General features: G+C 63.0%; 23 protein-coding genes. 12 read left to right on the plus strand and 11 right to left on the minus strand.

Going from position 1 to position 20,487, the window contains the following annotated elements; all coding sequences use genetic code 11:
• Positions 1-56: 56 nt before the first annotated feature.
• Entirely contained in the window at positions 57-893 is an 837-nt protein-coding gene (locus AB4Z53_RS00475) for an aldo/keto reductase (protein ID WP_441594179.1), read from the plus strand.
• 144 nt (positions 894-1,037) lie between these two features.
• Positions 1,038-2,198, plus strand: a complete 1,161-nt coding sequence (locus AB4Z53_RS00480) for an MFS transporter (RefSeq protein ID WP_441594180.1) — start codon at positions 1,038-1,040, stop codon at positions 2,196-2,198.
• Here AB4Z53_RS00480 and AB4Z53_RS00485 read toward each other — a convergent pair.
• Positions 2,195-3,103, minus strand: coding sequence for a LysR family transcriptional regulator (locus tag AB4Z53_RS00485; RefSeq protein ID WP_441594181.1), 909 nt, complete (start codon positions 3,101-3,103; stop codon positions 2,195-2,197). The genes AB4Z53_RS00480 and AB4Z53_RS00485 overlap by 4 nt on opposite strands.
• Before the next feature lie 106 nt (positions 3,104-3,209).
• Between AB4Z53_RS00485 and wrbA the strand changes: the two genes are divergently transcribed.
• Together wrbA and AB4Z53_RS00495 are read left to right on the plus strand one after the other, a co-directional pair.
• A complete protein-coding gene (gene wrbA, locus AB4Z53_RS00490) occupies positions 3,210-3,842 on the plus strand; it encodes an NAD(P)H:quinone oxidoreductase (RefSeq protein ID WP_441594182.1) in 633 nt (210 codons plus the stop codon).
• Positions 3,842-5,044 (plus strand): MFS transporter, encoded by a 1,203-nt coding sequence (locus AB4Z53_RS00495; RefSeq protein WP_441594183.1) that lies wholly within the window; start codon positions 3,842-3,844, stop codon positions 5,042-5,044. The genes wrbA and AB4Z53_RS00495 overlap by 1 nt, the downstream gene beginning before the upstream one ends.
• An 84-nt stretch (positions 5,045-5,128) precedes the next feature.
• On the opposite strand, the gene AB4Z53_RS00500 is transcribed toward AB4Z53_RS00495, so the two are convergent.
• On the minus strand, positions 5,129-5,521 hold the full coding sequence (locus AB4Z53_RS00500) for a hypothetical protein (protein ID WP_113537907.1): 393 nt from the start codon (positions 5,519-5,521) through the stop codon (positions 5,129-5,131).
• 250 nt (positions 5,522-5,771) lie between these two features.
• On the opposite strand from AB4Z53_RS00500, the gene AB4Z53_RS00505 reads away from it, so the two are divergent.
• Together AB4Z53_RS00505 and AB4Z53_RS00510 are read left to right on the plus strand one after the other, a co-directional pair.
• A complete protein-coding gene (locus AB4Z53_RS00505; RefSeq protein WP_441594184.1) occupies positions 5,772-7,334 on the plus strand; it encodes a helicase HerA-like C-terminal domain-containing protein in 1,563 nt (520 codons plus the stop codon).
• A 96-nt stretch (positions 7,335-7,430) separates the two neighbouring features.
• Positions 7,431-7,643 (plus strand): alkylphosphonate utilization protein, encoded by a 213-nt coding sequence (locus AB4Z53_RS00510; RefSeq protein ID WP_057250526.1) that lies wholly within the window; start codon positions 7,431-7,433, stop codon positions 7,641-7,643.
• 116 nt (positions 7,644-7,759) lie between these two features.
• Here the strand turns inward: AB4Z53_RS00510 and AB4Z53_RS00515 are convergent, their stop codons facing one another.
• Positions 7,760-8,182, minus strand: a complete 423-nt coding sequence (locus tag AB4Z53_RS00515) for an organic hydroperoxide resistance protein (RefSeq protein ID WP_113537909.1) — start codon at positions 8,180-8,182, stop codon at positions 7,760-7,762.
• A gap of 115 nt (positions 8,183-8,297) precedes the next feature.
• On the opposite strand from AB4Z53_RS00515, the gene AB4Z53_RS00520 reads away from it, so the two are divergent.
• Positions 8,298-8,774 carry a MarR family winged helix-turn-helix transcriptional regulator gene (locus AB4Z53_RS00520; protein ID WP_113537910.1) on the plus strand — a complete coding sequence of 159 codons (477 nt, stop codon included), beginning with the start codon at positions 8,298-8,300 and terminating at the stop codon, positions 8,772-8,774.
• A gap of 76 nt (positions 8,775-8,850) precedes the next feature.
• On the opposite strand, the gene AB4Z53_RS00525 is transcribed toward AB4Z53_RS00520, so the two are convergent.
• From AB4Z53_RS00525 to AB4Z53_RS00540, 4 genes are all read right to left on the minus strand, one after another.
• Positions 8,851-9,639 (minus strand): L,D-transpeptidase family protein, encoded by a 789-nt coding sequence (locus tag AB4Z53_RS00525; protein ID WP_113537911.1) that lies wholly within the window; start codon positions 9,637-9,639, stop codon positions 8,851-8,853.
• Positions 9,640-9,784: 145 nt separating this feature from the next.
• Entirely contained in the window at positions 9,785-12,118 is a 2,334-nt protein-coding gene (locus AB4Z53_RS00530; protein ID WP_441594185.1) for an EAL domain-containing protein, read from the minus strand.
• 172 nt (positions 12,119-12,290) lie between these two features.
• Positions 12,291-13,661: a PepSY-associated TM helix domain-containing protein gene (locus AB4Z53_RS00535; RefSeq protein WP_441594186.1), complete on the minus strand. Its 1,371-nt coding sequence runs from the start codon at positions 13,659-13,661 to the stop codon at positions 12,291-12,293.
• 131 nt (positions 13,662-13,792) lie between these two features.
• The gene (locus AB4Z53_RS00540; protein ID WP_162768756.1) at positions 13,793-14,161 is read right to left on the minus strand and encodes a hypothetical protein; all 369 of its coding nucleotides are present in this window, start codon (positions 14,159-14,161) and stop codon (positions 13,793-13,795) included.
• Between the two features lie 201 nt (positions 14,162-14,362).
• On the opposite strand from AB4Z53_RS00540, the gene AB4Z53_RS00545 reads away from it, so the two are divergent.
• Positions 14,363-15,025, plus strand: coding sequence for a glutathione S-transferase family protein (locus tag AB4Z53_RS00545; protein WP_113537915.1), 663 nt, complete (start codon positions 14,363-14,365; stop codon positions 15,023-15,025).
• Positions 15,026-15,051: 26 nt separating this feature from the next.
• Here the strand turns inward: AB4Z53_RS00545 and AB4Z53_RS00550 are convergent, their stop codons facing one another.
• Entirely contained in the window at positions 15,052-15,990 is a 939-nt protein-coding gene (locus tag AB4Z53_RS00550) for a LysR substrate-binding domain-containing protein (RefSeq protein WP_441594187.1), read from the minus strand.
• Positions 15,991-16,079: 89 nt separating this feature from the next.
• Here AB4Z53_RS00550 and AB4Z53_RS00555 point away from each other — a divergent pair, with 89 nt between their 5' ends.
• Complete coding sequence (locus tag AB4Z53_RS00555; RefSeq protein ID WP_113537917.1) at positions 16,080-16,289, plus strand: hypothetical protein; 210 nt, start codon at positions 16,080-16,082, stop codon at positions 16,287-16,289.
• Positions 16,290-16,319: 30 nt separating this feature from the next.
• A complete protein-coding gene (locus AB4Z53_RS00560) occupies positions 16,320-16,673 on the plus strand; it encodes an MmcQ/YjbR family DNA-binding protein (protein ID WP_441594188.1) in 354 nt (117 codons plus the stop codon).
• 6 nt (positions 16,674-16,679) lie between these two features.
• On the opposite strand, the gene AB4Z53_RS00565 is transcribed toward AB4Z53_RS00560, so the two are convergent.
• On the minus strand, positions 16,680-17,267 hold the full coding sequence (locus AB4Z53_RS00565; protein ID WP_441594189.1) for a dihydrofolate reductase family protein: 588 nt from the start codon (positions 17,265-17,267) through the stop codon (positions 16,680-16,682).
• Positions 17,268-17,433: 166 nt separating this feature from the next.
• Here AB4Z53_RS00565 and AB4Z53_RS00570 point away from each other — a divergent pair, with 166 nt between their 5' ends.
• Positions 17,434-18,357 (plus strand): bestrophin family protein, encoded by a 924-nt coding sequence (locus AB4Z53_RS00570; protein ID WP_441594190.1) that lies wholly within the window; start codon positions 17,434-17,436, stop codon positions 18,355-18,357.
• Positions 18,358-18,372: 15 nt separating this feature from the next.
• Here the strand turns inward: AB4Z53_RS00570 and AB4Z53_RS00575 are convergent, their stop codons facing one another.
• A complete protein-coding gene (locus tag AB4Z53_RS00575; protein ID WP_441594191.1) occupies positions 18,373-18,993 on the minus strand; it encodes a glutathione S-transferase family protein in 621 nt (206 codons plus the stop codon).
• A 234-nt stretch (positions 18,994-19,227) separates the two neighbouring features.
• On the opposite strand from AB4Z53_RS00575, the gene AB4Z53_RS00580 reads away from it, so the two are divergent.
• Positions 19,228-19,959 carry a DUF4198 domain-containing protein gene (locus AB4Z53_RS00580; protein ID WP_441594192.1) on the plus strand — a complete coding sequence of 244 codons (732 nt, stop codon included), beginning with the start codon at positions 19,228-19,230 and terminating at the stop codon, positions 19,957-19,959.
• Between the two features lie 117 nt (positions 19,960-20,076).
• On the opposite strand, the gene AB4Z53_RS00585 is transcribed toward AB4Z53_RS00580, so the two are convergent.
• A complete protein-coding gene (locus tag AB4Z53_RS00585) occupies positions 20,077-20,448 on the minus strand; it encodes a DUF4406 domain-containing protein (RefSeq protein ID WP_441594193.1) in 372 nt (123 codons plus the stop codon).
• Between the last annotated feature and the right edge of the window lie 39 nt (positions 20,449-20,487).

Here is a 20,487-nt window from a genome sequence, read left to right on the forward strand (position 1 = left end):
CCCTATGGCCGGGCGCTCGTCACGTTCAGCAGGTCATGCACAAGGAGTTACACATCATGCATTCCGTCAATTCCAACGGCGCCAACATTCCGGCGCTCGGCTTCGGCACCTTCCGCATGCCAGGAGCAGACGTGCTGCGGGTACTGCCGGAAGCGCTCAAGCTCGGCTTCCACCATGTCGATACCGCGCAGATCTACGGCAACGAGGCCGAGGTCGGCGAAGCCATCCAGAATTCCCGCATCTCGCGCGCCGACATCTTCCTCACCACCAAGGTCTGGGTCGACAAATATGCGCATCGCGACTTTCTCGCCTCGGTCGACGAGAGCCTGAAAAAGCTGAAGACAGACCATGTCGACCTGCTTCTCCTGCATTGGCCGGGCGGCAGCGACGTGCCGATGGCCGAGCGCATCGGCGCCCTCAACGAAGTTCACAAGGCCGGCAAGGTCCGCCACATCGGCGTCAGCAACTTCAACACGGCGCAGATGGAAGAGGCAGTGAAGCTGAGCGCCGCGCCGATTGCCACCAACCAGGTCGAGTACCACCCCTATCTCGACCAGACCAAGGTGCTTCAAACCGCCCGCAAGCACGGCATGTCGATCACCGCGTACTACGCCATGGCAAACGGCAAGGTGCCGAACGATCCGCTCTTGAAGGAGATCGGCGCCCGCCACGGCAAGACTGCCGCGCAAGTTGCGCTTCGCTGGCTCGTGCAGCAGAAGGACGTGATCACGCTTTCGAAGACCGCGACGATCGATCGCCTGAAGGAAAACTTCGCGATCTTCGACTTCGCGCTCGGCGACGGCGAAATGGCCGAGATCCACGCCCTTGCCCGCGCCGACGGCCGCATCGTCAACCCGGAAGGCCTTGCTCCCGCCTGGGACAAGGCTGCTTGATCTCAGGTTGGAGCGGGATGCGGGCGGAAAACCGCGCACACTTTTCCTCATCCCGCTCCGTCATTTCGCCGCCGGCCAATTCCCTGCCGGCGGCGGATAGGCTATGGACACCGCCTCAAGGACACCGATCAGAGGGAGGGGGCGATGTCGTTCCATGAGGCACAGCCAAGCGATTTCGCGCCCGACTGGCCGGCGATCATCGCCGTCGTTCTGGGCGTCACCGCCTTCTCGGTGGCGCAGGGGCTCACCTACCCGCTGATCTCGCTTTCGCTGGAAAGCCGCGGCGTTTCTGCCGGCATGATCGGCCTCAATGCCATGGGCTTTGCCGCCGGTCTCGGCGTTGCGACCCTCATTCTCGGCCGGCTGACACGGCTCGCCTCCGCTGACAAGCTGATCATCGCCAGCCTGATTGGCTGCTCCATCTGTCTCGCGACGCTGGCCTCGACGTCGGAACTCGTCATCTGGTTTATCGCCCGCTTTGCCCTCGGCTTCTTCGTCAGCATGGTCTTCATGCTCGGTGAAGCCTGGCTGAACACCGCCTGTCCGGACCGGCTGCGCGGTCGTGTTTCCGGGCTTTACGGCGCCGGCATGTGTGGCGGCTTTGCCGCCGGACCGCTGGCGATCCCGTTGCTCGGCACCAGCGGCGGTCTCGGCTTTGCCCTCCTGGCGATCTACATCGCGCTGGTCGCGTTCCTCACCGGGCTTCTGACCATGGGCGCCCGCACCCGGCCCGAACCCACCTCGACGCGTGACCTCTTTGCCTTTTTCCAGAAGGCGCCAATCCTGATCCTCATGGTGTTGATGTTCGGTTTTGCCGATATCGCCGCGATCTCGGCCATGCCGGTCTACTTCGTCAAGACCGGTCACAGCCAGGCCTTTGCCGCGCTCAGCGTCACGGCGCTGGCGATACCGACGGCACTCGCGCAGCCGTTCATCGGTGTGTTGCTCGACCGCCTGCCGCGCCGCCGGGTGGCGATTTCGGCCGCCGCCGTCGCCGCCACCGGCTATTTGCTAGTGCCGTTCCTGTCTTCCGATATCGCCCTGCTACTGAGCTTCGCCTTTATCGGCGCGGCGAGCTTCGCGCTGTATACGGCAGCGCTCACCATGCTCGGCGAAGAGTATCGTGGCAGCATGCTGGTTGCCGGCAGCGCCGCGTTCTCGCTCGCCTATGCGGCCGGAAGTGCTGCCGGTTCCGGCGCCACCGGCGCACTGATGAACTTCGTCGATCCGGTCGCCGGCCCTCTCGGCGTCGGCGCCGTGCTCGTGATCTTCACCCTAGCCTTCGCGATTGCCGGTCGGCGCTAGCCCGCGGCACAGAGCCGGGCAAGTGCCTCCCCGAAAACCCGCGCAGCAGGTCCGAGCGGCTCATCGATCCGGTGAGTGAGATAGCACTCGGCGCCGACCTGGCTGTTGCGGCCAAGGGCTGCCGTCGGCATGCGTACGAGCCGGCCTTCATCGAGATCCCGCTGTACCTGCCAGAGCGGCAGCCGGCCCCAGCCGAGGCCTGCCCGGATCATCGCATGTTTGGTGTCCTGACTGCTGACGCGGCAGGTCTGCGGCGAGAGCACGCCGAAATCCCGTCCTACCGTGCGCTGCGAGGGATCGGACTGGACAATCTGCAGGTGGTCGGCGAGCTCGGCGTTTTCGAGTGCGCCATCGCGGGCAAGCCCCAGGGGGTGATGCGCCGCGACGACCGCAACGAGTTGAACCGTCGCGAGTGCCTGACGGGCGATCGCCGGATCGCGGAAGTCTTCGCCGACCATGATGCCGAGGGTGAAGCGGCGTTCGACGAGTCCGTCCAGCGGTCCGCCGAGCGGCGAAACCGCAAGCCGGATCGAAACAGTGGGGTAGATCGTCCGCATTTCGTTCAGGGCCAGCCCGATCGTCTCGATCGGAAAGAGCGTGTCGACGATCAGCGAAAGCTCCAGTTCGATCCCCTCGCCAAGTCCGCGTGCACGCGCCCGCATGGCGTCCACCCTGAGCAGGATGTCGCGGGCATTTGCAAGCAGCGCCTGCCCTTCCGGCGTCAGCACCGGCCGATGGCCCGAGCGGTCGAAGAGCGCAACGCCAAGTTCGCACTCCAGATTGGCGATGGCATGACTGACCGCCGATTGCACCCGAGAAAGGCGGGCAGCGCCCGCGCGGAAACTCCCACTTTCGGCGACGGTAACGAAGGTCCGCATCTGATCGAGCGTCAGGGCATCCAGCATGATCGATTCCATAGATCAATTTGATGAATTTTATCTCACTTCATCAGATCAAGGAAAGCCCCCATCTTCTCCTCCGAACAGCAAGTGCTCAGCAAGAGGCAAACCGATGGTCAAGATACTCGTCCTCTACTACTCATCCTATGGTCATATCGAGACGATGGCGACGGCAGTTGCCGAGGGCGCGCGCGCCGCCGGCGCCACGGTCGCGCTCAAGCGGGTTCCCGAAATCGTGCCGGAGGCCGTAGCCATCAAGGCGGGTTACAAACGCGACCAGGACGCACCGGTCGCGACCGTCGCGGAGCTGCCGGACTATGACGCGATCATCATCGGCACGCCGACACGCTTCGGCAACATGGCGGCGCAGATGAAAAACTTCCTCGACCAGGCAGGCGGCATCTGGGCGCGAGACGCCTTGGTCGGCCGTATCGGCAGCGTCTTCACCTCGACGGGAAGCCAGCATGGCGGCCAGGAATCGACGATCCTTGCCACCCATACCGTGCTTCTCCATCTCGGCATGGTGATCGCTGGCCTGCCCTACAGCTTCAAGGGTCAGATGCGCATGGACGAAATCACCGGCGGATCGCCCTATGGCGCCTCGACCCTCGCCGACGACGGCAATGGTGGTGACCGACGACCGAGCGCCAATGAACTGGAAGGCGCCCGTTTCCAGGGACGCCACGTCGCAGAACTCGCAGCGGCGCTGGTCGCCGGCCGTGCGCGCGTAGCGGAGATCGCCTGATGGCCACGGCAGCGACCTTCCTTCGAGAAAGAACCGATTGGCCGGGTGTGATGACGGTTGTCACCGCCGGCGTGGTCGCAGCCATGCAGGTCGGCAAGGGGCTGATTGCCGGACCCATGCTGCAGTCCGACCTCGGTCTCGATCTCTCCGCCCTCGGCTGGATCACCTCAGTCTTCGCCGTCGTCGGCGTCATCGGCGGCATGGCGGCGGGTGCCTTCGTCGCGGCAGCCGGGGACCGGCGTCTGCTCGCAATCGGCATGGCCCTGTTGGCGCTCGCCTCCTTCGCGGGAGCAGCCAGCCCGGCGTTCACGCTGCTTCTTCTGTCACGCATCGTCGAAGGTTTCGGCTTCCTGCTGGTCGTCGTTGCCGGCCCGGCTATTCTCATGCGCCTGGTGACAACGGATCGACGCGACCTCGTCTTTGCACTCTGGAGCTGCTTCATGCCCGCGGGCATGGCGATCGCCATGCTGACCGGTCCGGTCTTTGCCGATTGGCAAGCGATCTGGTGGAGCAATGGCTTGCTCACGCTGGCGAGCCTCGCTTTAGTCTTCCTGGCGGTGTCACCATCTCCGGCAACATCCGGCGGCGACACCACTTTCCGTAGTGATGCGGCCGAGACGCTCACGAGCCACGGCCCGATGCTGCTTTTCGTGCTGTTTTCGCTCTACAGTCTGATGAGCTTTACGCTTTCGAGTTTTCTGCCGATCCTGTTGATCGAACGCCTGCACGTCTCGCTTGGTACCGTTGGCCTCTTGAGCGCCGTCATCACGCTGGTGAACGTCATCGGCAATCTGGCCGCCGGTCATCTTCTCACCCGTGGCTTTTCCCGAGGCCGGCTGGTCGCGAGCGCCGCCTTGCTGACGGGCGTGTTCGGCCTGTGGATCTTCCTGAGCCAGTCTGGCGGACATTTGGTCCTTTGGCTTTGCATCCTGTTTTCCGCGATCGGCGGTCTCATTCCGGCGACGCTGATTTCGTCGGTGCCGATTCTTTCGCCGCGCCCGGCGCTTGCGCCGATGGCGATGGGTCTGCTGATGCAGGGCAGCAATCTGGGGCAGCTCATCGGGCCGGTCGCAGTCGGAACGGCGATCGAGCTCTACGGCTGGACTTCGGGGGCAGCCTTCATCGGCGGCAGCGCCCTCCTCTGCATCGTGCTTGCGCCGACGCTCGAACGGGCGCTGCGAACCAAAATGCAGCGGAGGTGATGCCGCCTGCAGAGGCGGAGCGCAAAGAAAAACCCACCGGCGGCAAACCGGTGGGTTCGGCACTACGGAAAACCTATGTGCGGATCAGACGAACTGGCTGAGACCCGGAACCGAGGCGACCACTTCGTCGACGATGTCGTCGCCGGCCTTTTCCTTGGCAAAGGCAATCGTTTCCTTGGCGAGCCCGGTGATTTCACCCATGCCGAGGCCCTGGCTCATCAGCTGCTGGCCGAGCGCCATGACGCCGCCGCCGCCGATCGCCGACATCAAGCCGCCGAGCAGACCGCCGCCGCCCGTGCCTTCGCCATTGTACTGAGCGATCAACTCAGACGCGCCCGGGATCGCTTCAATCATCTGTGCGACCGGGCCGTCAGCAGCTTCGCGCTGCAAAAAGCCGAGAATCATGCCAACAGCCTTTTCGGCCGTTGCCGGCTCGATACCGACATTCTCCGCGACGCGCGTGACCAATTCATTCATGGACCAAACTCCCTCGTTCGATTTTTGACGTTGACGTCAAGGTAAATGATCAGATCGGGAATGACAAGCCATCCACGATGCTGATCGGGGGCCGCGAAGCCGGCTGCATTCCGGTTGCAGGCGGGCACAGTCTTGTTGCCGGGCGCAACCGCACCACCTATAACATAGAGCCAGCCACATTTCGATGACGGGCCTTTGCCGAAAGACGCGAACCGCCCGCTTTCATTGATAAAACGGAGATGAAGCCCACATGTTGGAAGAAGGCAAGCTCTTTATCGGCACCAGCCGCAAGCCTGATGATTCGATCAACAAGGGCGAATATCTGGAGCTCAAATTCGGCAACCGCCACGGCCTGATCACCGGCGCCACCGGCACCGGCAAGACGATCACGCTACAGATTCTTGCCGAGGGCTTTTCCAACGCCGGCGTCCCGGTCTTTTGCGCCGACGTGAAGGGCGATCTCTCTGGCATCGGCGCGATCGGCGAAGCCAAGGATTTCATCCTGAAGCGCGCAGAACAGATCGGCCTGCCGACGAACCCTTACGAGTTTCAGGAATTCCCGGTCATCTTCTGGGATCTCTACGGCGAGAAGGGCCATCGGGTCCGCACCACCATGTCGGAGATGGGCCCCCTGCTCCTCTCGCGACTCATGAATGCGACCGACGCGCAGGAAGGCGTGCTCAACATCGCCTTCAAGATCGCCGACCAGGGCGGCCTGCCGCTGCTCGACCTCAAGGACCTTCAGGCGCTGCTCAACTACATGGGCGACAATGCCAGCGCGCTTTCCAACCAGTTCGGCTTCATTTCGAAGGCGTCGGTCGGTTCGATCCAGCGCGAACTCCTGATCCTCGAACAGCAGGGCGCCGAGCATTTCTTCGGCGAGCCGGCGCTGAAGATCAGCGATATCATGCGCACCACCAATGATGGACGCGGCGCGATCTCGGTACTGGCGGCCGACAAGCTGATGATGAACCCACGGCTCTACGCGACCTTCCTGCTCTGGCTGCTTTCGGAGCTGTTCGAGGAACTGCCGGAAGTAGGCGATCCGGACAAGCCGAAGCTCGTCTTCTTCTTCGACGAGGCGCACCTGCTCTTCAACGACGCGCCGAAGGCGCTGATCGAACGCGTCGAACAGGTCGTGCGCCTGATCCGCTCCAAGGGCGTCGGTGTCTATTTCGTCACGCAGAACCCGCTCGACGTCCCGGACACGGTTCTCGGTCAGCTCGGCAACCGCGTGCAGCATGCGCTGCGTGCCTATACGCCGCGCGACCAGAAGGCGGTCAAGACCGCCGCCGACACCTTCCGCCCGAATCCGGAATTCGACTGCGCCACCGTCATCACCAATCTCGGCACCGGCGAAGCGCTGGTCTCGACGCTTGAAGGCAAGGGTGCGCCCTCGATGGTCGAACGCACGCTGGTGCGCCCACCGCAGTCGCGCGTCGGTCCTCTGACCGATGCCGAGCGCCAGAAGGTGATGGACGTCAGCCCCGTTCGCGACCTTTACGACGAGGACTTCGACCGCGAATCGGCCTATGAGATCCTGGCCGCACGCGCCAAGAAGACCGCCGATGCGCAAGCCCAGGCCGAGCAGCAGACAACCGAAGCCAATACCGGCGGCAGCCGCTGGACGCTTCCGGGCTTCGGCGACGACGATGAGGCGGCACCGGCAGGGAAACAGGCACGCCCGCGCAGCTCCGGCTACCAGCGCGAGACGGTCGTCGAAGCGGCGATGAAATCGGTCGCCCGCACCGTCGCAACCCAGGTCGGCCGCGCACTGGTGCGTGGCATCCTCGGCAGCCTCAGCCGGCGCTGAACATGGCCGCGCCCGCGCGCAAAGCTTGAGGCTGATATTCTTGCCCGCGCCCTGATTTCGATCGGGGCGCGTCGTTATTTTGAAAGGAACATTCGCATGGACGTTAAAGATTCGAACGGCGCCATTCTCCAGGACGGCGACAACGTAACCCTGATCAAGGACCTGAAGGTCAAGGGCACCTCGACGACGCTGAAGCGCGGAACGATGGTGAAGGGCATTCGCCTCACCGACAATCCTGACGAAGTGGAATGCCGGGTGGAGAAGATCAAAGGCCTGGTGCTGCGCACTGAATTTTTGAAGAAGGCATAGCCCTCCCCGGCTGCCGGCCTGCTGCGCTTTGGCTGGACGAGCATTATAGTCCCTGAGAACGCAAAAACCCGGCGGAAGAACCCGCCGGGTTTTTGTTTTGGATTGCAGGCCAGATATCAGGCAACCGTCAGCTTGACGTCGATGTTGCCCTTGGTCGCGTGGCTATAGGGGCAAACGATGTGTGCCTTCTGGACGAGGTCTTCGAGCACCGCCTTGTCGACGCCCGGCGACGAAATCTCGAGTGCGGCGTCAATCCCGAAACCGGTACCGTCCTCACGCGGGCCGATGCCGACCGTTCCCGTCACCTTCGTGTCTTCCGGAAGCTTTACCTTTTCCTTGCCGGCAACGAACTTCAGGGCGCCGAGGAAACAGGCTGAGTAGCCGGCGGCAAACAGCTGCTCCGGATTGGTGCCGCGGGCGCCGTCGCCGCCGAGTTCCTTCGGAACGGTGAGGGTAATGTCGAGAACGCCATCTGCGCTCTTGGCCTGGCCGGCACGGCCACCGGTTGCGGATGCAGTGGTGCGATAGAGAATGGGCATTGGCGGGTCTCCTTTGCGGTTCCGAGTGGATGCGAATTAGATATCGCAAAATTCAATTGCGCGCAAATCAATTTTGCAAATTGCGTTTTGGACGTGTTTTTGCGAAAATGCGACCATGGCAAACAAGGCGACACATAGCGAGACAATCCCGGAGGAGGCGCTAGCGCTCGGCAAGCAGCTCTGCTTTGCCGTCTATTCGGCGGCACATGCCTTCAACCGTGCCTACAAGCCGCTGCTCGATCGTTTCGGGCTTACCTATCCCCAATATCTCGTGCTGCTCGCACTCTGGCAACAGGACGAGATGACGGTAAAACGCATCGGCGAGGAGATCGGGCTCGATTCCGGAACGCTGTCGCCGCTTCTGAAACGCCTGGAGGCAGCCGGCTTTGTCGCGCGGCAACGCGATCCGAGTGACGAGCGGCAGGTGATCGTGCGCCTCACGGAAAAAGGCCGCGACCTCAAGAGCGAGGCCTTCGGCATTCTGATGGATATCGGCAAGGCGTCAGGCTGCAGCCTGGAAGAAGCCGGTGAAATCCGGGAAACGCTGCATCACTTGACGCGGCAGCTCAATGCCGGCCACGGCGCGGACTGACTGCCGCCTCCCGAAATTGCGGAGGCGGCCACCTCATGAGATGGCGGAGTGCGCTCAACACGACGCACCGCGGATGTCAGATGACGAGGATCGGCGCTTTGCCGCGCACACGATCATAGAGATCCATGACATCCTGGTTCAGCATGCGCACGCAACCGGACGAGACGGCCTTGCCGATCGACTTCCATTCGGGCGTTCCGTGGACGCGGTAGAGCGTGTCCTGACCATTCTGGAAGATGTAGAGCGCACGTGAACCCAAAGGGTTGTTGAGGCCCGGGGCCATGCCACCGTTCTTGGCCGAATAGGGCTTCAGATGCGGCTGGCGGGCGACCATGCTGTCCGGCGGGGTCCAACGCGGCCACTTCTGCTTCCACTGGATGACACCGCGGCCCGACCAGGCGAAACCCTCGCGGCCGAGGCCGACGCCGTAGCGCAACGCCCGGCCGCCCGGCTGGATCAGGTATAGGTAGCGGTCGCCGGTATCGACGACGATCGTTCCCGGCTGCTCGCCAAAGGGATCGCTGACCTCCTGGCGATAGAACCGGGCGTCGATCTGTCGGAAAGGCACTTCCGGCACCTGATAGCCGCCGTCGCTTATGGAGGCATAGATGTCCGAGACATAGAGGCCCTGCGGCGGAAGCCCGGTCGGAACCGGCCCCGGGCCATCCTGCCCCTCATAGATGCCGCCGGCGCGCGGATCGGTAAAGCGCCCTTCGATCGCGGGATTGCGGAACACCGGCGCAGTCTCATAGCGGAAGACATCCGTGTTCATCGAGGAGGTGCAGCCCGCAAGGCCGGCGGAGGCAACTGCCAATCCGGACGAGCGCAGAAACTGACGGCGGGAAAAGAGGACTGAAGAGGACATCGAACTCTGAAGGGCTTGAGTGCGGCCTGAGGAGTGCTGCATGAAATTGCTTAACGAAATACTACGCGCCAGCCCCTCGGAATGGGGCGATGCTTGCATTTCCGGCTGGACCGAAGCTTGCGTCGTGGCGTGAACCGGAGAGAACTCAAACGCTGTGGGCGTTGAAGCGCGGCTGGCGCATCAGTGTTTCGAAATCGGACGCGGAGAGCGGCCGACTGAAGAAGTAGCCCTGAATCTCGTCGCAACCGCTCTGGCGAAGAAACTCGACCTGCGCCTGGTTTTCCACACCTTCTGCGATGACACGCAGACCTAGATTCTGAGCAAGCGAGATGATCGCCGCGGTGATCGCGTTGTCGTCGAGATCGACAGGAATGTCGGCGACGAAGGAACGGTCGATCTTCAGGCGGCGCACGGGAAAGCGCTTCAGGGCGCTGAGGCTCGAATAGCCGGTGCCGAAATCGTCGATTGCCAGATGCACACCGATCGCCTGCAGCTCGTGCATGGTGGCGATTGCGCCGGGCACGTCCTGCATGATCAGGCTTTCCGTCAGCTCCAGTTCGAGGCAGCAGGGCTCAAGCCCGGTCTCGGCCAGAATAGCCGCCACATGGCCGGCCCAGTTGCGTTCCCGGAACTGACGCGCCGAAACGTTGACGCTGACAATCAGCTGCGGCAGGCCGGCATCCTGCCAGTCTTTGGCCTGGCGGCAGGCGGCCCGCAGCACCCAGTCGCCGATCGGCACGATCAGCCCGGTTTCTTCGGCAAGCGGAATGAACTCGGCCGGAGAGACCGTGCCCCGCTCCGGGTGCCGCCACCGCAGCAGCGCTTCTGCTGCAAAAACGCGGCCATTCGCAAGGTTCATCTGCGGCTGGAACTGCAGGAAGAACTCCTCATGCGCCAGCGCCTCACGCAACTCCTCCTGCTGACGCAGCTTCTCGTGCGCCTTGGCAGCCATCTCCTCGGTGAAGACCTGCAAATTGTTACGGCCGAGCTCCTTGGCCCGGTACATCGCCATGTCGGCATTGGCGAGCAGTTCGCCGACGGTCTTGCCCTGATTGGGAAAACAGGCGACCCCCATGCTGCAGGTGACCTGCAGGCTCCGGCCCTCGATCTGCATCGGTGCGGCGATGGCGCGGCGAATATCCTCAAGTCTTGCCAGCACGACGTCCCGCTCGCAGGGAAGGCCATTCAGAAGCAGGATGAACTCGTCGCCGCCGACGCGCACGACCATATCCGACTTGCGCACCGACGAGCGCATGCGTGACGCGGTGACCTTCAACAGTTCATCGCCGGCCGCATGGCCGAGCGTGTCGTTGACCAGCTTGAAATTGTCGAGATCGAGGAAGGCAAGCACAGCCCATTGAACGGTACCGCGCAGCGCCTCGAGTGCCTCGGCGACCTGCTCCTCGAACAGCGCGCGGTTCGGCAGGCCCGTCAGCGCATCGTGATGCGCCATGAAGCTGATACGATCCTCCGCATGCTTGCGCTCGATGGCGATACCGGCCAGATGCGCCGCCATCGCAATCAGTTCCTTCTGGCCATCGTCTGGAACGCTGACCGAGCCGGAATAGAGCGCGAAGGTTCCGAGCACCTTGCGGTCGCGCGAATGGACCGGGGTCGACCAGCAGGAGCGGAAACCATAGGGACGAACGAGTTCGCGATAATCGTCCCAGAGAGGATCGGCGAGAATATCCGCGACGATCACCTGCTCGCCGCGCCAGGCGGCCGTGCCGCAGGACCCCATACGCGGGCCGATCTCGACGCCATGGATCGTCGCACAATAGCTCTCGTCGAGGCTCGGCGCCGCGCCGTGGAAAAGGTAGCGGCCGTCGGCCGACAGCAACAGCACCGACCCCTTGATGCCGGGCATCAGGGCCTCGATTAAAAGGATCATGTCGCGGAAGAACTCGTCGAGCGGCCGACTGTTTGCGATCATTTCCAGGAGGCGAGCCTGCCCTTCGAGCAGGCGTTCGGCGGCCTTGCGGTCGGAGATATCACGCGACACGCCAACGATGCCGACGATCTTGCCGAGCTTGTTGCGCAGCGGCACCTTGGAGGTCATCAGCCAGCGGTCGCGGCCCTTGCTGACGATTGCCCGCTCTTCGATGCCGAAAATCGGCTCCCCGGTTTCGATGACGCGACGCTCGATCTCGGCGATCGCCTGTGCCATCTGCGGCGGATGGAGATCGAAATCGGTCTTGCCGACGATATCCTTCAGCGCCTCGAGCCCGTTGTCGGCAACGGTCACCTGGTTGGCAATAAGGAAACGCCCCTCGACATCCTTGGCATAGATGTAGTCGGGCACGTGGTTGATCATCGTTTCCAACCAGTAGTGGCGATCGGCGATGTCGGGCTCGGCGGGAAAGATGCGCGCAACTTCTTCCGCCAGCCGGTGGCTGGCATCGATCAGGCGACGTGTATCCTCGTTGCCGCCGGCATTCAGGGCAGCATATCGCGGATTGCGGGACGTGTTCTTCGCCAAAGAGGCCTCCCGACGTTTATCGTCACGTCGCTGGTCGATCTTTCCCCACTTCACGTTAGACGAGCAAGAGTTAGCCCTTCCTAAATAACTTGTAGAAAAATCGTGTAGAGGTTGCAATCTCGAAGTCGGCAGAGATGAACGAAGGGGTGGACAAAGCCACCCCCAGGCATGTTCAGGACAGGCGCCGGCGTGCCGCCGGAAAGAGCATCAGCAGTTGGTCGGCCACCACCATGACGAGGATGGCAACGCCCGTCAGCGGAAAGGCCAGTCCAAAGAGAATGGCCATGATCCACAATCCCGCATAGACGCTGCGCCTTGGCGGCATCGGCGGCACTCCAATGCGCCCCGCCGGGCGACGCTTCCACCACATGACGATGGCGGATAGGGAAACGAGCACGATGGACAGGCAGGCCGCGAGCATCAGCAGTTGGTTGGCGCGTCCCCACTCCTGCCCCTTGTGCACGTTGATGCTCCATTCGATCGCCTTTCCGAGTGCCGGATAGTTGCCGAAGGCAACATCGACGAGCGGCTTGCCGGAATATTGGTCGATGTGGATCGTGCGCTCACGTGCGAGTTCGGCCGGAAAGATCGCGGCCGTATAGACACCGCTCTCGTCGGCCGGAAGCGCCAGCTCATAGCCGGGCAGCATGCCGGCGTCATCGGCGATCGCCACTGCGCGGTCGATGCCGACAGGCTCGGCGCCGCTGCTGCTCGAAGTCGGGACCGGCGCGTTCTCCATCAGCCAGTTGGCTTTGGGCAGGACGTCGGTCGAGACCTTGGTCGAAGTCGGAACATCGTCCCAAAGCACCGCCGGATAGCCGAGCCCCATGGACGTCAGCTTGGCGTTGACGATGGCGCCCCAGTAGCCGGACCACAGCAAACCGGAGAAGGCCAGGAAGACGATGAGCAGACCGGCGACGATGCCGGTCACGGCATGGAGGTCGCGCCAGAACACGCGGCGCGAAGGCGTACCGCGTACGGTCAGCACGCCGCCGGTCTGCTGGCGTGGCCACCAGAGATAGATGCCGGTGAAAACCAGCAGGATCGCAAAACCCGCAACGATCTCAATGATCATTTCGACCGACTTGCCGAAATAGTCGAGGCTGTGCAGGTCCTCGACCACCTGATTGAACTCTTCGGTCGGCGCAATCTGATCGAGGATTGCGCCGGTATAGGGATCGACGAAGACCTGCATGCGGGCCTTGCCGATGCCGACCGTGACGCGCGCCGAGCGATCGACACCTGCGGGCGTGCGATAGGAGACCGCGGCGCTGCCGGGCACCGACTCGACGGCTGTAGCGACGATGGCCGAGGGCGCCAGCCGTTCGGTGCCGACAGGCACGATGTTGCGATAGGCAAAAACGGTATCGTCGATCTCGTCATTGAAGAGATAGAGGCCGCCGGTCACAGCCAGGCTGATCATGAAGGGGATAACGAGCAGACCGGCAAAGAAGTGCCAGCGCCAGATGGCGCGATAGAGGGAGATGCCGCGCTCGGCGGTCACCGACTGCGCTGCGGCGCCGGTAAAGGATGCGGTTGTCATGGGTCTCTCCAGGGAAAGCCGCATTTCGCGGCCTTGCCTCACGATGGTCGGGTCGGTCGCGGATCACGGCCGGCGACGTCGAACAGCTGCTTCGACGCCTGGGAGGCCGTCAGCCGCTCCTCAAGCGGATGTCAGACGGAGAAACCCGATGGTGGCGCCCGCGGCCCCGTGCCGCCGCGCAGGACCACGCGGACAAGCAGAAGTTCGTTCGCAGGGATCGGCGCGTGCCAGGTGAGCGATGGCGCCGGTGCGGCGATCGGATAGGGCGTAGGCAGATCGGCGGGCGCGACGAGGCAGCAGGACTGGCATCCATGGCCTTTCGTGCCGCCCTTTCCGTCGGCATCATCGTGGCTGGTGAGGCAGAGATCGGCAAAGGTGCCATCGGGAAGCACGTAGGCGGCCGCTGCCGTTGCGACCGGCATGGCGACCGCCGGCTGCTGGACCAGAGCCGATATGACGAGAACGAGCGCACAAAGCATACGCGCCGCCAAGTTCGTCAACCGATCTCCCAGATATCGTCGTGCCAAAAATGCCCCCGAAAATCGACTGCGACAGCTAAAGACCAACGGCTGGAAAGACAAGCCGACAATGAGCCGCATGGCGCATCAAAAGATTTCATGCGTGATATCAGCGGCGCCAGCTTCCGTCCTCCTGCGCGCTTGCCGTAAGACAGGCCACGGCAACGACGGGAGGAGTTCGACATGCTGACGATCTATGGGGTCTATCGCTCGCGCGCATCACGCAACTACTGGATGGCGCGGGAGCTCGGCATCCCCTTCACATCCGTTCCGGTCATCCAGGCGCGCCGGGTTGCAGATCCACTCGCCGCAGACGCACCGATCAACACCAAGTCGCCGGCCTTCCTTGCCGTCAACCCGATGGGGCTGATCCCGGCGATCGAAGACGACGGCGTCGTGCTGACGGAATCGCTTACCAACAATCTCTATCTCGCCCGCAAGTACGGCGGCCCGCTCGCGCCCGCCGACATCGCCGAAGAGGGGCTGATGGGCAACTGGACGATGTGGGCGGCGACCGAGGTCGAGCCGCATGCGGTGCAGATCATCCTGACCTACGACTACGGCGCCGAGGAAACGGACGAAGGCCGGGCGACGATCGCCACCTGCGCCAAGTCGCTCGACAAGGTGTTTGCCCGCCTGGAGAAGCACCTCGACGGGCGCGACTATCTGGTCGGCGATCGCTTCACCGTCGCCGACCTCAACCTTGCGGAAGTCTTCCGCTACGCCATGAGCCAGAAGCAACTCTTCGAGAAACATCCGCGCGTTTCGGCCTGGCTTGCCAGCTGCCACGCGCGCCCGGCTTTCAGGGCGATGATGGAAGAGCGGCTGAAGGAGCCGGCGGGTTGAGCGACCCGCACGGGCGCTTCCAGTGATCAGCTCATGGTCGCCGCGTCGAAGCGAACGCGCGGCGCCCTGATGTCGAGCAGACGCATGCCCTCCTCCACCTCGTCACGAACCCAGCGCTTGAAGGCGGCTGCGGCCTTGCTTTCCCGCCGCGATGGCGAGCTGACGAAGTAGTGGCCGTAGCCGGTGGCGACCCGGATACCGAAGGGCACGACCAGACTGCCCTGGGTGAGCGCAAAGCCCGCAAGCGTCTGCCAGGCGAGCATGACCCCCTGCCCGGAGATCGCCGCATCGAGCACCAGCGATGCCTCGTTGAAGGTGTGGCGCACGTTCATTTCGGCGCCGGCGAGGCCGACCTCGCGAAGCCACACTTCCCAGCTGAACATCGAGTGACCGTCGATGACGGCAGGGAGCTTTAGAATATCTGCGGGCACACGCAAGTTCTCCGCCATGGCCGGCGAACAGACGGGAAAGATCTCCTGCTGCAGCAGCAGTTCGGACCTCACGCCCGGCCACTCACCCGAGCCCACGCGGATGCCGACATCGACATCGGACGTGTCGAGATTGACGAGTTTGGTCGTGGCGTCGATGCGCAGGCGAATGTCGGGATGCCGCTCGGCGAAACGGTTCAGCCGGTAGACCAGCCAGCGGGCGGCAAAGACCGGCGCGACCGAGATCGTCAGCACCGACTCGTCGCGCCGCCGTGCCGAGGCCACGGCCTCCGCCAGTTCCTGAAAGGCGGTGCTGAGGCGCGCGAGGAAGCGCTGGCCAAAGTCGGTCGGAACGAGACCGCGCGGCGTTCGCTCGAAAAGGATGCGGCCAAGCTGGGCTTCCGCCTTGGCAATCTGCTGGCTCACCGCACCGGAAGTCACGCCGAGTTCCTCGGCGGCTGCCGCCAAGGAACCCAGGCGGCCAGCCGCTTCGACAGCGCGCAGCCCGTTCAGATGTACGTAGTTCAGATCTCTCATATAGTTTTTCTAAACCCGTTCGGTGCCATTCTCAATTGAAAATGAGGCCCGAGAGGCAGATCATCCAAGCATCGAAAGGATGGTCCGCCATGTTGAAGCTTTTCTCGACACTGACCGCATTCGCCACTTCGGAACACCGGAAGCAGGATGCGCCGCTGGCGTGGACGCGCGACCCGCTGCAGCACCCGGATCTCGAGCGCATGGACGGGCGTGCACTTGGAGACCTGCCGTTTCCCGGCTGGCCCTGGCCGCGCGCCGCCGACTGCACGCAAGATTGCCTGCAGGCCGGGAACCGGTGACGGGCAATGTCCGTGTGATATGCTGACGGAATGAGCGAGGGCCTCGACCGCAACTTCACACGGGTCGTCAAGCTGGCGGAAGCCGCCGGCCTGCCGGAGGTTTCGATCGGCACCTCCTACGGCACGCCGGCGCTGCTGGTGAGAGACAAGAGCTTCGCGCGCATGAAGGATGACGAGACGCTCGTCGTCATGTGCGCGCTCGAAGAAAAGGAAATGCTGCTGGAACTCGATCCGCAGCTCTATTTCGAAACGGATCACTACAAAGGCTGGCCGGCGATGCTGGTCAGGCTTTCGGCGATCGATGACAGGAGCCTGACCGGGCGGCTGGTCGCCGCCTGGCGCCAGAAAGCACCGAAGCGGCTTTCGGCGAAATTCGCCGGCTGAACGCTTTCAGCTCCGATCGCCGACTGCGTAGATCAGGCAGACCCTGCCGTCATCCATCCTCTTTGCGTCCTCAAGATGAAGGTAGTGGCGCTGGCTGACGGCATCGAACAGCGCCTTGCCTTGGCCGACCACCAGGGGATGGATGGTGAGACGCAGTTCATCGATCAGGCCGTGGTCCATCAGGCTCGACACCGTCCTTGCGCCGCCGACGACATAGATGGTTCGGCCCGGCTGGCGTCTTAACCGCTCCAACCCTTCAACATCGCGAACAATGCTGGCGTTGGCACATTGCACATCGGCGCGGCTCTTCGAAAGAACATAATGCGGCGTGCGGAGCGCAAAATCCGCGTATTCGATCTCCTCCTGCGTCGGTTCCTTACCGGTGAACTCCAGCGGCGCATGCGGATCGCGTTTAATCGTACTCCAATATTGTTCGTAGCCCGAATACATGCCGCTCCCGAGGACACAGGCATCGATCTCTGGCAAGAGGTCGAAGGTGTCCGACCAGGAATCGACCCAATCCGTGTAGCCATCCGGTCCGTCGATCATCCCATCGATGGACATCTGCATGCCGGCAACCACCTTGCGCATCATCGTTGTCTCCCTGTTGGCGTGACGCAACAAGGACGTGCGCGCGGCGACCGCGCCGACACCAGCGGCAAAAATCTCTCTCCGACAGCTGGCAGCCCCGATGAGCGGCCTTCCATTTCAGAGCCGGCGCCTATACCGGTGGAAACGATAGCCGCACAGGTGCTCTTCCATGATCGTTCGCGACCGCCCCAGCCTTCTGAAACTGTTCTTCATCCTCAGGGGATCGGTCATCCAGCGGATCTTTCCTCAGGTCCTGTTCGTCTTCGGCCTTTCCGCCTTTGTCGTCTGGGCGCACCGTGTCGATCCCGGCATCGTTCCGAGTGTCAACAGCGGCCCCTTCGCCCTGCTCGGGATCGCGCTCTCGGTGTTTCTCGGCTTCAGAAACAACGCTTGCTACGACCGCTGGTGGGAGGCGCGGAAAGACTGGGGGCAACTGATCTTCACCTCGCGCGACCTCGCACGCCAGACATTGGTCCTGGTCGACGCGACAGCATCGGGGGGCGCGGCGCGACACCGGCTCCTCAACATCGCGATCGGCTTCGCCCACACTCTGGTTGGTCACCTGCGGCCGGGCAATCACGCCACCAAAGCGCTCGCCAGACTGCCAGAAGATCTCGTTTCGGGCTACAAGGCGAGCCGCAACGCGCCGGACTATCTTTTGCGTGAGATGGGCCGTGACCTCGCGGGCTTGCGTGTCGCCGGCACGATCAGTGACTTTCAGTGGGCACAACTGGACGGCACGGTCGGCAGGATGTCGGCGATGCTTGCGGCCTGCGAGCGCATCCGCAACACGCCGGTACCCTTCGGCTACACGCTGCTGCTGCACCGCACCGCCTATCTCTTTTGCTTCCTGCTGCCCTTCGGATTTGCCGATGCGCTCGGGTGGGCGACGCCCTTCGTTACCGCGCTGGTCGCCTACACCTTCTTCGGCCTCGATGCTCTCGGGGACGAGCTGGAGGAGCCGTTCGGTGTATTGCCGAACGACCTGCCAATCATGGCGCTTGCCGAAACGATCGAGATCAACCTGCGTGAAGCGCTCGGCGAAACGGACCTTCCGCCGCTGCCGCAGCCGAGGGACTACATCCTGATGTAGCCGGAGGGGCGAGGCTCAGGCCTTGAGCACCGCCAATACCCGGGCGACGGCCGGACGCGCAGTCATGCGGTTGCGGTGATCCAGGATCTTCGGGAAACGAGCCGGATCAACCCCGTCCGATTCGAGCCAGCCGGCGATGGTGAAGAGATAGGGATCGGCAACCGAATAGGTCTCGCCCAGCACGAACGGCCCTTCGAACATCTTCGCTTCAATCAGCTCGAAGCAGGCCGCCATGTTGAAGGCGACCTTGGCCTTCATGGCCTCGTGCGTTGCCGGATCGTCGGCCCAGCGAGCACCGCGACGCGCATGGGCATGGGCGACATGAACCGTCGAGCAGAGATAGCTCATGAACGACTGCAACTGCGCGAAAGCAAAGGCATCGCCCCTCGGCGCCAGGTTCGCCGCCGGATGCGTCTCAGCGATATAGGTGAGGATCGCCGGCGTTTCGGTGATGACGCCCCGATCGGTCAGGAGTGCCGGGACACGGCCCTTCGGGTTGACCGCGAGATAGTCCGGTTTGGTCTGTTCGGCAGTCGAGAAATCGATGCGGCGCGCCTCGTAGTCCGCGCCCGCCTCCTCCAGCGCAATATGCGAGGCCAATGAGCAGGTGCCCGGTGCATAGAACAATTTCAACACTTGAACTCTCCTCTGCGATCATGGGGATCGGATGACGTGATGCCGGCAGACCCGATCCTACCCTTTCAATTCTGATGCACTGAAGCGGACTGCGTCAGGTGAACCGCGGACGTCCTGCCCTTTAGTGACTAACGATGATCGGCCGCAGAAGAAAGGATGTCATCCCGATTGACAAGCCCGAACGGATTTCAATACAACGCCATTGTTACGTTATAACATTATTCGGAGTTACTTATGAAGACGCTCTTTTCAACCCTCATCGCCGCCGGCCTGTTTACTGCCGTCGCCACACCCGCCTTTTCCCACGGCGCATGGATCGGCGAACGCTGGGGAACGCTCGCGGTGATCTACGGCCATGGCCCGGCGGACGAAGCCTACGACCCGGCCAAGGTAAAATCCGTCTCGGCGATTGGCGAGAATGGCAAGGCGCTGCCAGTGACGATCGTGCCAGCGGACAACCACGCCTCGCTGAAACTCGACGGCGAACCGGCCCTCGTCGCGCTCGAGTTCGACAACGGCTACTGGAGCGAAGGTGCTGACGGCAAATGGGTAAACAAGCCGAAGAATGAAGTGCCTGGCGCCAAGCAGGCGAGCCACTCGGTGAAATACAGCATCGCGCTGGTGCACGCGCCTGGCGACCTACCAGCCTTCCCGGCTCAGCCATTGCAGATCATTCCGCTCGACAACCCTGTCGGCCTGAAACCGGGCGAAAAATTTCGCGTCCGCCTCCTGCTTGAAGGCAAACCGCTCGAAGGTAAGGAAATCACCCTCGACTATGCCGGATTGCCTGAACTCGTCTCCGAAAAGACGAACGCGAATGGCGAGGCCGAGGTGATGCTGCGCAATGCCGGCGTCAATATTCTCGCCGTGAGCCACGCGATCCCCCTCGAAGGCAATGTCGCCGCCGACAAGAAGGGGTTGACGGCGACGTTGACCTTCGTCGCCGAACCGCACGTGCACGAATAGCCCACCTCGTCATCGCGTGGCGATCCTCGAGATCCCGGGATGACGGCCGTTGGGCACGAACGCGTCGCCCGACCTATCGATGAGGCCCGGCAGGCATCCCTGCCGGGCCGTTCGCGATCAGGCAACGAGCGCCTCACCGCAACCGGGCACGTCTTCCAGACGGTAGTAGACGGGAATGCCACGCTCGCGGGCGATGCGCACGTCGTTGTCGGCGCCCTTGCTGTCGCCCGGCAGGCGCAGCACCGCGTCGCAGAGCGCCAGCAGTCGTCCGGCCACCGGGTGGAAGATTTCCTCATAGAGGTCGTCGCCGACCCGCTCGCCACCCGCCGCATTCCAGACCGGCAGCGCCACCCATTCGCCGATCATCGGTACATGGCCCGCCCGAAACAGCGCATGAGACGGTGCCTCCAGTCGCTTGAGGTTGGCAGCCATCTTGGCCGGATCGTCTCCGGTTCCCGAGCGATAGGGTCCTGCGATCAAAATCAGCATGTTTTTCTCCACATTTTTACACGAAATATCCAGATCATT

Source organism: Ensifer sp. 2TAB8 (assembly GCF_052115125.1).
Classification (GTDB): domain Bacteria; phylum Pseudomonadota; class Alphaproteobacteria; order Rhizobiales; family Rhizobiaceae; genus Ensifer.